Below are 16191 nucleotides of genomic sequence, written 5' to 3' on the forward strand. Positions count from 1 at the left end.
ACTGAACGAATCCTCTGGCTAAAAGACTAACTATCCGGAAACGACGATAAGCCGCAGGTAATGTGGCTTGTCGTTGAACTTTATACCCCCATATTCGTATACGTATGAAAATTATGGAGAAGTAGATGACAGCGCGTCGATTAAGCGCAAGAGGATGGTCACCGGTAGCCTGGTTTGCAGCCTTATTTTTAACTGCAGGCTCAGTACTAATGAGTTGTGCCGTGGAGGAACCTGCCAGTGTGGAAGGTACCTGGGTAATCACCTCGTCAGTAACACCTGGCATTAGTGCTATGTTACCTGAGCAGGCGGAAATGTGGCTGGGTCAGTCGTTTCAGTACACCCCCGATAACGTGATCCTGGGACAAACTCAATGCGGTCCTGCTGAGTGGAAAGAAACCTCCCTGTCGAGCGATGACTTTCTTCGCGAATATCATGTGTCGTTTGAAAGACTCGGCATTGTTGCCAATCGTGTAGCCCGTTTCGATGTCAGTTGCCACGGGGAACATGTACCCGGCCAGTCAGTACTGGTTGCCGGTAAAGACAAAGCGTTTACTCTGTGGGACGGGGTTTTCTTTAAAATGGAAAAAGCCGGACCTGACCCGCAACAATTCGCCGGATAAAAAGCCCTCAGGCATTGCTTTTCGCTCTGATTCACGGAAAATATCAGATCCCTGATTTTTGGATGTGCGTATTGTGAAAGCTGTTTCCACCTCAAAAGACAAAAATGTCGAAAAGCTGAAAGTACCGCCGCACAGCATCGAAGCTGAACAAGCGGTGCTGGGCAGTATGCTTATCGATCGTGAGAGCTGGGATAAAGTCGCAGAGCTGGTTACAGACGCAGATTTTTATAATCATTCCCACCAGGTCATATTCAAAGTTATTCTGAAATTGCTGGGCGAAAGTCAGCCTGTGGATTTGATCACTGTTTCAGAAGCCCTGGAACACCGCAATGAGTTAGAAGACGCCGGTGGTTTCGCTTACCTGGCTGAGCTTGCCAAAAATACCCCCAGTTCTGCCAACGTGACGTCCTATGCGAAAATTGTCAGTGAACGGGCAATTACCCGGGAGCTTATTGGTGTAGCCCACGAAATTGCAGAAGTGGGATACAACCCGGAAGGCCGGGACAGTGCTGATATTCTCGACATGGCCGAGAGTAAAGTATTTGAGATCGCCGAGAAGCGTACCGGTGAAAATGAAGGTCCCCGTGACGTCGACTCCGTACTGGATAAGACCATCAAACGGCTTGAGTCGCTGATTGAAACCAGTAAAGAAGTAACCGGGGTAACCACAGGTTTCAGTGATCTGGATAAGAAGACCAGTGGATTACAGCCCTCCGACTTAATCATTGTCGCGGCCCGTCCTTCGATGGGTAAAACCACATTTGCCATGAACTTATGTGAAAACGCTATGATGGCTGAAACAAAACCTGTACTGGTTTTCAGTCTTGAGATGCCGTCGGAACAAATCATGATGCGTATGCTCGCATCACTCAGCCGTGTCGACCAAACCCGTATCCGTACTGCGCAGCTGGACGATCAGGAGTGGGCCAGGGTATCCAATACAATGGCTATGCTGAAAGACAAAGATAACCTGTTTATTGATGACTCCTCCGGTCTGACACCCATGGACGTGCGTTCCCGTGCCCGTAAGCTGGCCAGAGAGCGCGGGGGGATCAGTCTGATCATGGTGGATTACCTTCAGCTTATGCGTGTACCTTCATTAAGTGATAACCGTACGTTGGAGATTGCTGAAATCTCCCGCTCACTGAAAGCGCTGGCAAAAGAACTGGAAGTGCCTGTTGTGGCGCTGTCACAGCTGAACCGTAGTTTGGAGCAGCGTGCTGATAAGCGGCCGGTGAACTCTGACTTGCGTGAATCCGGTTCAATCGAGCAGGATGCCGACTTAATCATGTTTATTTACCGTGATGAGGTGTATCACGAGAACAGTGAGTATAAAGGTATTGCTGAGATCATCATCGGTAAGCAAAGGAACGGTCCAATCGGAACCAGCCGGTTAACCTTCCAGGGACAGTTCTCCCGTTTTGATAACTATGCCGGTCCGGCATTTGATGACGAGTATTAATCAGCCCGGGGAAAGGTGAGTGCGTACCGGAAATGCTTAATTGCTTTGCCAGATAAACAGACACAAAAAAGGCGCCGTAAGGCGCCTTTTGAATATCTGAGTTGTTGAATTAACGCTTTTCAGGTACTTCAACAATCGCTGTTACGCGAATAGAGATACGACGGTTTACACGGTTAGCTTCTGCAGAGCTACCTTCCATCAGCAGTTCTGATTCACCGAAACCTTTAGTGCTCAGACGTGATGCATCGATACCATATTCGTTAACCAGTACATTTTTGAATGCTTCAGCACGACGCTCAGACAGCTCCATGTTATAGCTTTCGGTACCTGGTGCAGATGCGTGGCCTTCGATTACCGCTTCAGTTTTACCGTAGCGCTTGAAGAAAGCAACGAAGTCTTCGATGTCAGCAGAGTGAGGTTCTGCAACTTCAGCACTTTCGTTTGCGAACAGTACACGCAGGTTGTGCGTAACTTCTTCTTTATCAAATACAGTACAACCGTCAGAATCAACTTTGTCGTTCATTGGTGTGTCAGGGCACAGATCTTTACCATCTGCTACGCCGTCTTTATCGCTGTCCGCGATAACAGCACAACCTTTAGAATCAACTTGCGTACCGGCAGGCGTGTTAGGGCACTGGTCCATGCTGTTCAGTACGCCGTCATTGTCGCTGTCGCCGTCTACAACAGGCGCTGGCTTGCTGTAGCTTGAAGTTTTAGACTGGCCAAACGGGAATGCCAGACCTACTTTTACACTGTAATCGTAGTATGAATCATCAAAATCACGGTAAGCAGCGATTTCAGTTGTCAGCTTAACGTCGTCATTGATGTCCCAGTGTTTACCAATACCAACATTGGCAAGGTTGTAGTTTTCGTCTAACAGCTGGCGCTTAACACCACCGAATACGTACCACAGGTCATCTGGCAGGAAGTATAAAGCGTCAACACCGAACATGTGACCAGAGATGCTGTCTTTTGAACCCAGCACTTGTTGGTAGTCCATATCCAGAACAGTATATTCACCACGCACAGCCCAGCTCTCGTCGAAACGCCAGCCGTATTCAAAACCGAAACCAAAACCGTCGTCCATCAGATCCGGTGCTGGCTTAGTTTCTTCCGTGTTGTAATACATGCCATGCAGCCCTAACCAGCTGTCAAATGGCTTGCCGTCTTCCTGAGCCGCTACGTTCGCAGATGCTGCAACAGCAAAAGCAAGAGCAGTAAATTTAAAAGTTTTGTTCATTTTCACATCCTGTATAACGTTGAGTGATTAGTAAAATCGGGTGGATGATAGCTCTTAGCACACGCCGTGCCAATAGACAAAAGAGCATAAAATAGATAATAACTAATATTATCGCCAAATTCCTTGCAAAGTGGCTATGATGCGCCGGTTGCCACCAGAATTGCGATGTTCGCCTAAAATTATGCCTTGCCAGGTGCCAAGTTGTAACTCCCCGTTTTTAACGGGAATTGTTACCTCACATCCTAATAAACTGGACTTAATGTGTGCGGGCATATCATCACTTCCTTCATAGGTATGTGTAAAATATGCCGTGCTTTCCTGTACAGTATGCTTAAACCACGCTTCCAGATCACTTCTTACCGACGGATCTGCATTTTCATTAATAGTCAGACTAGCACTGGTGTGCTGTAGCCAGAGGTGCAATTGCCCAATCTTTACATTGTGAAGTTCAGGCAGGGCGCGCTCTACGTGGGAGGTGATTAAATGAAAACCCCGCCTGAAAGCGGGGAGAGAGAATTCCTGCTGATGCCAGTTACTTGTCAAAGCAGATTTCCATATGCGCCAGACCCGCATCACACATAAATGGCATAATGAGCTTTGCACCATCTACCTGATGACTGATGGTGTGTTGCTTTCCGGATACAACGATAGGCGTAGCCATACCAAAATCAAAGCCCTTTTCAGCAAGATCCCGTTTTGCGTTGCCGCAAATCATGTTGGTTACTTCACCCACCATGTCGCCCACTTCCGCATCCAGTTTCTCCGGACGTTCGCCCACCATACGCTCCATAATGGTCAGCGCGAGACCTTCATCAAACGTAATCGACATTGACCCTTTTACCTGCGGGCCCACCATGCCAATTAATCCTGAAACGTCGCCCTGAGCAACATCACTTTGTTTTCTCTTGGGTTTTCCGGGCTTTAACGTGGTTTGTGCCATGGTTTCCATGACATTCAGTAAACCATTGATGAAAGGATTAACAAACTCAACATTCATGATTTTTTTCCTCAAGCTCCGCACTTTCTGCATCCTGACAATCTGCACAAAGGCCGTGAGCTTCAATTGTTTGCTTTGATACTTTGAATCCGTGCTGTTTTGCCTGACTGTCCAGCGTTTCCTGCAGCCCTTCTGACTGTATCTCGGCAACATCACCGCAACTGTCGCAAATTAGGAACTGTACCGGATGGTGACAACCAAAATGATGACAGGCAACAAAAGCATTGGTCGATTCCAGCCGGTGAATGAAACCGAATTCCAGCAGAAAATCCAGTGCACGGTATACCGTGGCCGGTTTTGCGCTTGATTCCGTTTCCTTGAGGGCATCAAGTAATTCATACGCCCCCATAGGCCCGTGTTTACCCAGCAAGATTTCATATACTTTTTCCCGCAGAGGGGTGAATCTTGCTCCCCGTTGTTCACAATAGGCACGGGCTTTATTAATGAGGGTAGTACTATTCATGATGTTTTACCGGCAAACGTCTGATTTTTTTTGTCTGGTGATCATGCGATTAAACAGCAGACTGCGTTCAATGCATCTGATTTCTATTCTCAGTATAACATTGGCCCGTACCTTAACAATGATATCGCGGTGAGTGAAATGCATTTACTGTAAATTGTTGTGTAAAAAAACTAAACTGGGCGGCATTCTCAGCGCCCACCGGGGTATGTTCAATGATCAAAGCGGTATCTGACCGGCAGTTGCAATCTGCTCAGGCACACTGGCTGATATTCAGCCGCGATAAAATACTCGTTCCTAAATCCACTACTTCACTTTATCTGGGCGGCTGGTCTGCACTGGAGTTTATTGCTCATCATCAGGCCAGCATTGTGGAACTGCCGCCGCTTTCAGAACATCACGCTGTGGGCGCGCCTGTCTACATTATTGATACGGGGGCAGAGCACATTGAACAGGACAACTGGGAACTGACATCTCTGCGCACCTTACTGGCGGCTGGTACTGATGAGCAATTTAATGTTCTGGCCAGAGCCTGGCAGTATGTACATTTTCTGCGCACTCATCGCTATTGCGGTCAGTGCGGGGCTAAGATGGAACAGGTTGACTGGGAAATGGCGATGCAGTGCCATCAGTGCAAGCACCGTGTTTATCCCCGTATCTCGCCTTGCATTATTGTTGCTATTTACCGGCAGAATCAGATTTTGCTGGCTAAAGGGGTGAGGCATAAAGATACCAATATGTATTCTACCATTGCCGGATTTGTCGAAAGTGGTGAGAGCCTCGAGCAGGCAGTACACAGGGAAGTCGAAGAGGAAGTGGGCGTAAAGGTGAAAAATCTCACTTACTTTGACAGTCAGCCCTGGCCATTCCCCCACTCGTTAATGATGGGTTATCTGGCAGAATATGAAAGTGGTGACATTGTGCCCGAAGAAGGAGAAATCGTGGATGCGCAGTGGTTCGATATTGACGCACTGCCGGATATTCCGCCCAAATTATCTATTGCAGGACGTCTTATTGAGGCGGTACTGAATAAGCACAAAGGCGGTTAGCAGATAATAAAAAGCCCCGCGATGCGGGGCCTCAGGATTGTGCGTCGGTCCCTTTTAATAATGTTAAACAAAATTAAAGGGCTTCTTTATGTTGTGTCTATTATTATCGACATGTACTTAAGTAGCAAGACTAAAGTCTTATACTTTTGGTTATTTTTATGCCATTTGGTGGCAAAAACTGTGATTACTTGATCTGTGACCGCCGTTTCAACCTTATTTATTGCTATACTCCCGCCAGAATCAGTATTGAAAACAGAGGAAATGCATGACGGCTAACAGCCCTTCCACAGCGCGTCCGGCGCTGAAAAATGACAGATATTTACGCGCATTGCTGAAGCAACCTGTTGATGTAACGCCGGTTTGGATGATGCGACAGGCCGGTCGTTATTTGCCTGAATATAAAGCAACCCGTGCTGAAGCCGGTGACTTTATGTCGTTATGCAAAAATGCAGAACTGGCTTGTGAAGTGACTTTACAACCTCTGCGTCGCTTTCCTCTGGATGCTGCGATTTTATTTTCAGATATCCTGACGATTCCTGATGCAATGGGATTAGGTCTGTATTTCGAAGCCGGAGAAGGCCCGCGTTTTAAAAATCCGGTTACATCAAAAGCGGATGTGGACAAAATTGGTATCCCTGATCCCGAAGGGGAGCTTCAGTATGTGATGAATGCTGTGCGCACCATCCGCAGAGAATTAAAAGGTGAAGTACCGCTTATCGGTTTCTCAGGCAGTCCCTGGACGCTGGCTACTTATATGGTAGAAGGCGGATCAAGCAAGGCATTTACGAAAATTAAGAAAATGGCATTCGCAGAGCCCGCGATACTGCATGCGCTGCTGGGCAAACTTGCCGACTCTGTCACCAGTTATCTGAATGCCCAGATTGCTGCGGGCGCGCAGTCTGTGATGATTTTCGATACCTGGGGTGGTGTACTTTCGCCGCGGGATTACAAAGAATTTTCTCTACAGTATATGGCGCGTATTGTCGAAGGGCTGACCCGTGAAAGTGATGGGCGCCGGGTGCCGGTGACTCTGTTTACAAAAAACGGTGGCATGTGGCTGGAAGCAATTGCTGCGACAGGTTGTGATGCAGTTGGTCTGGACTGGACAATTGATATTGCAGATGCCAAAGCCCGCGTAGGGGAAAAAGTCGCGTTGCAGGGCAATATGGACCCGTCCATGCTGTACGCGCCACCAGCGCGTATTGAAGAGGAAGTGGCGGGCATTCTGGCCGGCTTCGGTGAAGGCTCAGGGCATGTGTTTAATTTAGGCCATGGTATCCATCTGGACGTGCCGCCTGAGCATGCCGGCGTTTTTGTTGATGCGGTTCACCGTCTGAGTCGTCAGTACCACAAATAAAGACGACGCTGTTTTACTTTTTAGAAAGGGCTACGCATCACGCGGCAGCCCTTTTTTTATTACCCGGGTGAGACGCTGCTGTTGCCGGTTGCTGACTGTTTCCCTGTCTTGCTTCCCTGCCTGTTGTGTCAGCGCCCAGTCAATGTGTTCCTGAACCATCTCTGACACACTTCCCGAACGACCTTCAAGAGCCGACACAATGGCTTCACTGGCCGATGCGTTGCCCATGGCAACGGCAATATTACGTAACCATTTTTCATGCCCTATCCGCCGTATAGGTGAGCCTTCAGTATTCTTCAGGAACGTAGATTCATCCCAGGCAAACAGGGTGGTCAGTGGCTGACCGTGCAATTGCTTGCGGGCGTGGAAGTCTGTTTCTTCTGTAATTGAAGCATAGCGGTTCCATGGACACACCAGCTGACAGTCATCACAGCCGTATATGCGGTTCCCCATCAGAGGACGATATGTTTCCGGAATCGGCCCGTTGTTTTCAATGGTGAGGTAAGAAATGCACTTTCTGGCATCAACGGTATAAGGCGCGACGATGGCTTGTGTGGGGCAAATCGTCAGGCAGGCAGTACAACTGCCGCACCCTTCTTCTACCGGCTCGTCTACAGGCAGCGGCAAGTTGATGAACAACTCGCCGAGAAAAAACCAGGAGCCGGCTTCTTTACTGATAGTGAGAGAGTGTTTACCTGTCCAGCCGGTACCGGCTTTTTCAGCGATAGCGTGTTCCAGCACCGGTGCGGAGTCGACAAAAGGCCGCCACTGCGCATCCTCAAACTGCGCAGATATTTTTTCACCCAGTTGTTTCAGACGTTGCCGCAGTACTTTGTGGTAGTCACGGCCAAGCGCGTACCGGCTGACATAACCAATCTGATCATCAGAAAGATGGCGGGCAAAAGACGCATCCGGAGGAAGATAGTCCATGCGCACACTGATGACTCTCACGGTGCCGGGCAGTAACTCTGCGGGCCGGGCCCTTTTGGTGCCGTGCGCGGCCATATATTCCATATCACCGTGATAACCCTTTTCCAGCCATGCCATCAACTTATCTTCATGCTGACTGAGATCAACATCACTGATACCCACATGCTGAAAACCTAGCGCGCGGCCCCAAGCCTTGATATCGTTTGTTAATCTATTGAGATCGATTGATTGCAACGCGGACATGGAAACTATGCTGGATACTAAACTCGCGACAAGCTTATCACATAAACTCTTTCGCGCCGAACAGGTAAGAGAACACGAACAGGCCGCAGCGGAGCAATCCGGCTGCGATCTGGCCACCCTGATGGAGCGTGCAGGTGCTTCTGTATTCCGTCAATGTCAGAGCCTGCTGCCAAACACTCACGTTTATCTTGTGATGGTAGGGCAGGGCAACAATGCCGGCGACGGTTATATCGCTGCACTGAAAGCAAAAGAAGCAGGCAAGCAGGTGCATGTGTGCGCCGTCGAACCTCACCGCATTCTTGAAGGCGATGCTGGTCGGGCACAGAAGCGCTGGCTTGATGCCGGCGGCAAAATTGAAGTCTTCGATAAAGGCTTGCTGGATAAAGCGGGACTGGTTGTCGACGCAATGCTGGGTACCGGAATCACCAGTTATATCCGCAATGAATTTGCTGACATTATTGATGCCATCAACGCTCATACTATTCCTGTGGTCAGTATCGATGTGCCCTCCGGTCTGGATGCCAATACCGGTCAGTCATTAGGCCGATGTATTGAAGCTGATGTCACCGTCACATTCGTGGGTATCAAACCAGGCTTGTCTACCGGTGCCGGTAAGCAGTCCTGCGGTAAGTTAGTTTACGATGACCTCGGAATCGGTAAAGCCTTCTCTGAACTCGCCCGTTCGTCAGCCAGCTTACTGGATATCGAACAGTTCCGCGGTATGGGGCCACGTGCGGTACACAGTCACAAAGGTACATACGGCCGGTTATTGTGCGTTGGCGGCAATAAAGGCACTGCCGGGGCAATCCGTCTGTCCAGTGAAGCTGCGTTGCGCAGCGGTGCCGGTATGGTGCGGGTTTATACCCATGAAGCGTCAACCATTCAGGTCAGCGCCGGCCGTCCGGAGCTGATGGTGACAGATGAAAACCTGGAAGATGCATTGAGCTGGGCGACCTGCGTGGTGATCGGACCCGGTCTGGGGCAGGATGACTGGGCAGAAACCGTATTTCAAACGGTGATGAAGCACTGTCAGACTCATCCGAAGCCCATGGTGCTGGATGCCGATGCGTTGAATTTGCTCAGCCGTCAGGCCACTGCGTATACCATTAATGACTGTATTTTAACGCCACATGCCGGAGAAGCGGCGCGCCTGCTGGGTGTGTCTGTGGATGATGTGGAAGCCGAACGTTTTAACTATGCCAGACAATGCGCCCAGCGTTATCATGCCACCTGTGTGTTGAAAGGCGCGGGAACCATTATTGATAACGAGCGGTCTACCTGGGTAAGTAAACACGGTAATCCGGGTATGGCAACGGCGGGTAGCGGTGATGTGCTCAGTGGTATTCTGGGAGCGCTGCTTGCGCAGGGGCTGTCACGGGATATCGCTGCAAAATATGGCGTCACTGTGCATGCTAAAGCCGGTGATGATCTGGCTGACTTGTACGGCCAACGTGGTATGATTGCCAGCGATTTATTTGACGCCGTCAGGGTGCTCATCAACCAGTAGTATTTGTTGAAGCAGAGTTTATGTCGTACGCAGAACATGTTTTCCGGTCAGATTCACCGGAAGCCACACAAAAAATTTCAGAGCAATTAGCCAGCTCTGTTAAGAGCAGGCTGCCAGCAGGCCTGGTGATTTATCTGGAAGGCGACCTGGGCGCCGGCAAAACGACATTTTCCCGCTTTTTCATTCAAACACTCGGACACGCGGGGCACGTAAAAAGCCCCACGTATACCCTGGTGGAACCATACGAACTGGACGAAGTATCTGTTTATCACTTTGATCTGTACCGTCTGGCGGATCCTGAAGAACTGGAATTCATGGGGATCCGTGATTACTTCGGCGAAAAGAATGTTTGTCTGATTGAATGGCCGCAAAAGGGGGCCGAATTCTTGGCATCTGCGGATTTAGTGATTAGTATTAACTCACATGATGATGTGCGGACATTGCACATTGCCGCGAAATCAGCGGCCGGTGATGCTGTTGTTTGTGCACTGAGTGCCCCATAAAAAATAAAAAAGCTGACGAAAGGAAATTTTCAGGGCGAAATATGTTGCGCATAATCGTTTACACAATCTGTTTGTGGTCACTGGCATGCGCTGCCTGGGCACAAAACCAGATTAGCGGAGTCAGGGCTGCACCTTCCGGTGACAGGACGCGCGTTGTGCTTGATCTTAAAACGGCGCCTGAATTTACCTATTTTTCTTTAGACAACCCTGCCAGGCTGGTTATTGATCTTGCGGATACCGATAACGGCAGTGACCTGTCACAGGCTGATATCACCGGTGACCTGGTGAAGCGGGTGCGCCACTCAACACCAAAGAACAGTCAGTCAGCCCGCATCGTTATCGAAATGGCGAGAAAGGCAAAGCCTTCCATTTTTCCTGTTGAGCCTGATGGTCCCTACGGACACCGCCTGGTGGTTGATTTAATTGATCCGAACCCCGGCCCCGCTGCGCCGCTGGCGTCTACTTCCGTCGTGCTGGATACGAAAAACAACAGTCGCGACCGCGATATTATTGTTGCCATTGATGCGGGTCACGGCGGTAATGACCCCGGTTCTATCGGCCGTGCCGGTACTTACGAAAAACACATTACCCTGAGTATTGCCAAATACCTTGAAAAACTGGTTAATGCGGAATCCGGCATGCGTGCAGTAATGACACGGGAAGGCGATTATTACGTCGGGCTGAACCGCCGGCCTGAAATCGCCCGCAAAAGTAAAGCTGACTTACTGATTTCAATACACGCTGATGCCTTTACCACAGCCGGTCCGAGAGGCGGATCGGTGTGGGTATTGTCAATGCGCCGTGCTGATACTGAACTGGGTCGCTGGCTGGAAAGAACCGAACAGCATTCTGAATTACTGGGCGGCGCAGCAGAAGTAATTTCTGATAACGCCAGCGAGCGTTATCTGGCAGAAACCATTCTCGGTCTGTCCATGGATCATTCTATGTCAGCCAGCTACGACCTCAGTCAGAAAGTGATAAAAGAGTTGCGTGGCGTAACACGTATGCACAAGTCTTCTCCGCAGGCGGCCAGTCTCGCCGTTCTGACAGCGCCGGATATTCCGTCAATCCTGGTAGAAACCGGTTTTATCAGTAATCCGCAGGAAGAAAAGAACCTGAACTGGAGTGAATACCGCGAGCGGCTGGCCACCTCAATGTTTGAGGCAATCAAGACGTATTTTCGTCAGGTCCCGCCGGACGGTACTTTATGGGCTTCACAAAAATCCCGTAATTTAATTCACAAGGTTCGCAGTGGTGAGTCATTGTCCTTGCTGGCGCAACGTTACAATGTCAAAATCAGTACCATTAAAGCGGCAAATAACCTTAGCGGCGACACCGTACAGATTGGTCAGGAACTGACCATCCCGAGAACCTGAAACAAAGTCTGGAATTCCCTTGCCTATACAGCTACTCCCACCGCAGTTAGCGAACCAAATCGCTGCCGGCGAAGTGGTAGAAAGACCTGCGTCTGTTGTTAAAGAACTGATTGAGAACAGTCTCGACGCCGGTGCCACACGTATCGAACTGGATATTGAAAAAGGCGGGCATAAGCGTATCAGATTGCGTGACAACGGTGGCGGCATCTGTAAAGACGAATTACCCCTGGCGCTCAGCCGTCATGCAACCAGTAAAATTGCAACGCTGGATGATCTCGAACAAATCATGTCGTTAGGGTTCCGCGGTGAAGCACTGGCCAGTATCAGCTCAGTCAGCAGGCTTACTCTGACTTCCAGACCGGAAGATCAGGAGCAGGCATGGCAGGCTCACTGTGAAGGTCGTGACATGGAGGTTACTGTGAATCCGGTTGCCCACCCGAATGGCACGACTATCGACGTGGCTGATTTGTTTTACAATACGCCGGCAAGACGCAAGTTTCTGCGCACTGAAAAAACCGAATATCAGCATATCGAAGATGTGGTCCGCAGGATCGCACTCAGCCATCCCGACGTGTCCTTTTTGCTGAAACATAACGGCAAGATGACAAAGCGTTATCAGGCTTCGTCATCTGATCCTCTGACCCGCCGTATCAGTGCGGTAATGGGGCAAAAGTTTCTGAGCAACGCGGTTTACGTGAAAACCGGCTATGACGGCATGACACTTGAAGCCTGGCTGGGCAATGAGACCATGCTAAGAAGCAGTACCGACAGCCAGTTCAGTTTTGTAAACGGCCGGGGTATGCGGGACAAACTCATCCTGCACGCAATCCGTCAGGCTTATGAAAGTGTGTGGGGTGTGCTGGAACAACCGTCTTTCGTGGTTTACCTGACCGTTGATCCCCGTGATGTGGATGTGAATGTGCATCCGGCCAAACATGAAGTCCGCTTTCAGCAAAGCCGCCTTGTACATGATTTTATCTGTAAGGCTGTGGCTGACGCGCTCAGTGACGGTGACACCGGTGAAACAGCACAGTTTGATGAGCCGGAACATGATTACATCCGCCCCCTTACTCCGGCGCAGCCGCAGGGTACGCATCAGGGGCATTCCCCGGAAAATAACGGATACAGCACAACAGCAACGCAATCCGTGCCGCGCTCCGCACAGTCTTTTGCAGGTTCCTCTGCCGGAACTGCACAGGGACGCTATCATGGAAGCGGGGCGGCAGGAGGAACGGGCCGTCACCGCAGTGCACCGGTGCCTGCTGCAACGGTGGCCGATTACGGGCAGCGCTACAGCACTTTGCTCAGCTCACAGATTGATACGCAGGAGACCTCTGCGTTATCATTCTTGCAGTTAAATGAATATGTAAGAATTTACTGTCATAAAAACAACTGTTTGCTTTTATCTGTAAACGCTATAATCGCCCAATGGGTGGCGGCTCAAATTGAGCAGGCCGGCACATCGCAACCATTGCTGATGCCGGTATCAGTGGCCAACACGAATGTAAGTGAACAAACCGTTGAGGTTTTGCAGGATCACCACTTTGAAATCAGTCTGGTGGCAGGTAAATACCGGTTACAACAGGCACCTTCAGGATGCAGACATTTTCCCTGGGTGAACTGGTTTCCGGTCATGCTGACTTCCGGCGGGCAGAACCTGAATGATGTGCTAAAGTCTTTAATATCAGTGACAACCGTACCGGCTGATATTCTTACAGCTGTGTGGCACGGATTTGAATTGATGCCTGTCAGTGAACAGATTACCGTGCTGGAGCAACAGGGTCGCAGCCAGCCGGCAGACAGATTAATAGAGACGTGGCCGGAATGAGTGAAAGTCAGAATATGAAGCCCGTCGTAAGTATTATGGGGCCTACCGCTTCCGGTAAAACAGGTCTGGCGCTGGAGCTGTCACAAAGCGTACCGTGTGAAATTATCAGTGTTGACTCAGCGCTGGTGTATAAAGGCATGGACATCGGTACGGCAAAGCCGACCGCGGAAGAACAGGCGCTGGCGCCACACTGGCTGATTGATATTATCGATCCGTCTGAAACGTATTCCGTGGCGGAATTCCGCCGCGATGTTATTTCGCTGGTTAACGATATCCATCAGCGTGGCAAACTGCCGGTGCTGGTGGGTGGTACGATGATGTACTTTAATGCCTTGATAAATGGTATTTCGCCCTTACCTAAGTCTGACGATGAGGTGAGAGCGGGCATTGTCCGGGATGCCGGGGCGCATGGATGGCAAGCCTTACACGATGAATTATCTCGTGTAGACCCTGTAAGTGGCGCCCGCATTCACCCGAATGATCCGCAGCGTGTAACACGGGCGCTTGAGGTTTACCGGTCAACCGGCCGCAGTCTCACTGACTGGCAGGCCGAAAAAGGCGAGCCATGTCCTTTTCAGGTGACGCAATTTGCGATAGCACCGGAAGACAGAGCAGTGTTACACGGTCGTATTGAACAGCGGTTCGATATGATGCTTGAAGATGGCTTCATTGATGAAGTGAAGACATTGTTTGCCCGGGGTGATCTTCATGAAGATTTACCCTCTATACGTTCAGTAGGATACCGTCAGGCGTGGCAGTATTTACAAGGGCAACTCGACTATGCAGAAATGCGTGAGAAAGGTATTATTGCAACGCGTCAACTTGCAAAACGGCAACTGACCTGGTTAAGAGGCTGGCCGGAACTGCACTGGCTTGACACGTTTGCTAACTATAATTTGACGAATATTTTGTCAAAAATCACACTTTAAGTGTTGGATTGTGTTATACATTAAGCGCGGTGGCAAACGTATATGTTTGCCATGGAAATAATAAAAACTAAGGATATCAAATGGCTAAAGGGCAATCACTACAAGACCCATTCTTGAATGCGTTAAGAAAAGAGCGTATTCCCGTATCCATTTATCTGGTAAATGGGATCAAACTTCAGGGGCAAGTGGAATCGTTCGACCAGTTCGTGATTCTGTTGAAAAACACAGTTAGCCAGATGGTTTACAAGCATGCCATTTCAACGGTTGTACCATCACGTGCTATCACTATGCCTAGCTCAACCCAAGGGGATGCTGAAAATAGTAAAAGTGAATAATTTAAAAGGTACATTGCTTGTTTGACCGTTATGAAGCCGGTGAACAGGCTATTCTTGTTCATGTAAATTTTGCTGACGAGAACAGCAAAGAAGATCTCGCCGAGCTTGAATTGCTCGTATCTTCTGCGGGAGTGAATGCGGTAGACGTACTTACGACGTCGCGCAGTGCTCCACATGCTAAGTATTTCGTTGGTTCTGGTAAAGCCGAAGAGATTGCTGCTTCTGTGAAAGCGCATGATGCTAATGTAGTGATTTTCAATCATGCGTTATCGCCGTCTCAAGAGCGGAATCTCGAAGCCATCTGCAAATGCCGGGTCTTAGATCGTACCGGCCTTATCCTCGATATCTTCGCACAACGTGCCCGGACACATGAAGGTAAGTTACAGGTGGAACTGGCACAGCTTCGACATATTTCTACCCGGTTAATTCGTGGATGGACACACCTTGAGCGCCAGAAAGGCGGGATAGGTCTGCGTGGTCCGGGTGAAACACAGCTCGAAACTGACCGCCGGTTGTTACGTGGCCGGATTAAGGCCATTCTCCGCAGGCTGGAGAAAGTACAGAAGCAACGTGAGCAAGGGCGCAGATCGCGCAAACGTGCCGAAATTCCCACGGTTTCTCTGGTTGGTTATACCAACGCAGGGAAATCGACGTTATTTAATACCATCACAAATTCCCACGTGTATGCAGCTGATCAGCTGTTTGCCACGCTGGATCCTACTCTGCGAAAAATTGACTTGCAGGATGTGGGGCCGGCTATTCTGGCAGATACCGTCGGGTTTATCCGTCATCTCCCTCACGATCTGGTTGCAGCATTTAAAGCCACGTTACAGGAAACACAGGAAGCGGATTTACTGCTTCATGTTGTTGATGTGGCAGAAGCAAACTACCGTGAAACGATGGATGAAGTGAATGCGGTGCTTGAAGAAATTGAAGCAGATGATATTCAACAATTAATAATCTGTAATAAGATTGATAAACTTGATGAAATATCACCGCGTATAGATAGAGACGACGAGGGTGTACCTGTTCGTGTATGGGTGTCTGCTCATTCCGGAGAGGGGCTCGATTTATTGAGTAAAGCACTTACCGATTGCTTAGGACAGAGCATGGTAAGTTACACACTGCGGATCCCCCCGGCGCAAAGCAAATTGCGCGGGGTGTTGTATGATTTAAATTGTATCGCAAATGAGGCCTATGACGACGGCGGTGACTGGGTAGTGGATGTAAGAATGCCCACCAGTGACTGGAACCGGTTAGAAAAACGCCTTGATGACGGCTTGTCCGGATATGTGGTACATCATTAAACGACAGATTCGTAACGACAGATTTTAAAATCAGATCCCAAAATAATT

At 49.5% G+C, this 16191-nt stretch carries 16 protein-coding genes; 11 read left to right on the forward strand and 5 right to left on the reverse strand.

From position 1 onward, the window contains the following. Window positions 1–125 precede the first annotated feature (125 nt). The gene (locus tag DS731_RS02410; protein ID WP_150154221.1) at window positions 126–620 is read left to right on the forward strand and encodes a hypothetical protein; all 495 of its coding nucleotides are present in this window, start codon (window positions 126–128) and stop codon (window positions 618–620) included. A gap of 73 nt (window positions 621–693) precedes the next feature. Then, window positions 694–2082 carry a replicative DNA helicase gene (dnaB, locus tag DS731_RS02415; protein ID WP_119503267.1) on the forward strand — a complete coding sequence of 463 codons (1389 nt, stop codon included), beginning with the start codon at window positions 694–696 and terminating at the stop codon, window positions 2080–2082. Between the two features lie 109 nt (window positions 2083–2191). On the opposite strand, the gene DS731_RS02420 is transcribed toward dnaB, so the two are convergent. The 4 genes from DS731_RS02420 to DS731_RS02435 form a co-directional block, all read right to left on the reverse strand. Next, entirely contained in the window at window positions 2192–3322 is a 1131-nt protein-coding gene (locus DS731_RS02420) for an OmpA family protein (protein ID WP_119499841.1), read from the reverse strand. 108 nt (window positions 3323–3430) lie between these two features. Next, window positions 3431–3865, reverse strand: a complete 435-nt coding sequence (locus DS731_RS02425; protein ID WP_232373464.1) for a secondary thiamine-phosphate synthase enzyme YjbQ — start codon at window positions 3863–3865, stop codon at window positions 3431–3433. After that, window positions 3855–4319, reverse strand: a complete 465-nt coding sequence (locus DS731_RS02430; protein WP_119499843.1) for a chemotaxis protein CheX — start codon at window positions 4317–4319, stop codon at window positions 3855–3857. Before DS731_RS02430 ends, DS731_RS02425 begins: the two co-directional genes overlap by 11 nt. Continuing rightward, a complete protein-coding gene (locus tag DS731_RS02435; protein ID WP_119499844.1) occupies window positions 4309–4782 on the reverse strand; it encodes a transcriptional repressor in 474 nt (157 codons plus the stop codon). Before DS731_RS02435 ends, DS731_RS02430 begins: the two co-directional genes overlap by 11 nt. A gap of 212 nt (window positions 4783–4994) precedes the next feature. Here DS731_RS02435 and nudC point away from each other — a divergent pair, with 212 nt between their 5' ends. Together nudC and hemE are read left to right on the forward strand one after the other, a co-directional pair. Continuing rightward, entirely contained in the window at window positions 4995–5828 is an 834-nt protein-coding gene (gene nudC, locus DS731_RS02440) for an NAD(+) diphosphatase (protein WP_119499845.1), read from the forward strand. Between the two features lie 265 nt (window positions 5829–6093). After that, window positions 6094–7185 carry a uroporphyrinogen decarboxylase gene (gene hemE / locus DS731_RS02445; RefSeq protein WP_119499846.1) on the forward strand — a complete coding sequence of 364 codons (1092 nt, stop codon included), beginning with the start codon at window positions 6094–6096 and terminating at the stop codon, window positions 7183–7185. 30 nt (window positions 7186–7215) lie between these two features. Here hemE and queG read toward each other — a convergent pair whose 3' ends face one another. Next, window positions 7216–8358 carry a tRNA epoxyqueuosine(34) reductase QueG gene (gene queG, locus DS731_RS02450; RefSeq protein WP_119499847.1) on the reverse strand — a complete coding sequence of 381 codons (1143 nt, stop codon included), beginning with the start codon at window positions 8356–8358 and terminating at the stop codon, window positions 7216–7218. 7 nt (window positions 8359–8365) lie between these two features. Between queG and DS731_RS02455 the strand changes: the two genes are divergently transcribed. The 7 genes from DS731_RS02455 to hflX all read left to right on the forward strand — a co-directional run bounded on the left by DS731_RS02455 (window position 8366) and on the right by hflX (window position 16143). Then, window positions 8366–9865, forward strand: a complete 1500-nt coding sequence (locus DS731_RS02455) for an NAD(P)H-hydrate dehydratase (protein ID WP_119503268.1) — start codon at window positions 8366–8368, stop codon at window positions 9863–9865. A gap of 20 nt (window positions 9866–9885) precedes the next feature. Beyond that, a complete protein-coding gene (gene tsaE / locus DS731_RS02460; protein WP_119499848.1) occupies window positions 9886–10368 on the forward strand; it encodes a tRNA (adenosine(37)-N6)-threonylcarbamoyltransferase complex ATPase subunit type 1 TsaE in 483 nt (160 codons plus the stop codon). Between the two features lie 41 nt (window positions 10369–10409). After that, entirely contained in the window at window positions 10410–11744 is a 1335-nt protein-coding gene (locus DS731_RS02465; RefSeq protein WP_119499849.1) for an N-acetylmuramoyl-L-alanine amidase, read from the forward strand. A gap of 19 nt (window positions 11745–11763) precedes the next feature. Continuing rightward, window positions 11764–13572 carry a DNA mismatch repair endonuclease MutL gene (gene mutL / locus DS731_RS02470; protein WP_119499850.1) on the forward strand — a complete coding sequence of 603 codons (1809 nt, stop codon included), beginning with the start codon at window positions 11764–11766 and terminating at the stop codon, window positions 13570–13572. Continuing rightward, on the forward strand, window positions 13569–14501 hold the full coding sequence (miaA, locus tag DS731_RS02475; protein ID WP_119499851.1) for a tRNA (adenosine(37)-N6)-dimethylallyltransferase MiaA: 933 nt from the start codon (window positions 13569–13571) through the stop codon (window positions 14499–14501). Before mutL ends, miaA begins: the two co-directional genes overlap by 4 nt. Before the next feature lie 80 nt (window positions 14502–14581). Next, complete coding sequence (gene hfq / locus DS731_RS02480) at window positions 14582–14836, forward strand: RNA chaperone Hfq (RefSeq protein ID WP_119499852.1); 255 nt, start codon at window positions 14582–14584, stop codon at window positions 14834–14836. Between the two features lie 17 nt (window positions 14837–14853). Further along, complete coding sequence (gene hflX, locus DS731_RS02485; RefSeq protein WP_119499853.1) at window positions 14854–16143, forward strand: ribosome rescue GTPase HflX; 1290 nt, start codon at window positions 14854–14856, stop codon at window positions 16141–16143. The last annotated feature ends 48 nt before the right edge of the window (window positions 16144–16191 follow it).

It is taken from the genome of Alteromonas sp. RKMC-009 (assembly GCF_003584565.2).
GTDB lineage: Bacteria > Pseudomonadota > Gammaproteobacteria > Enterobacterales > Alteromonadaceae > Alteromonas.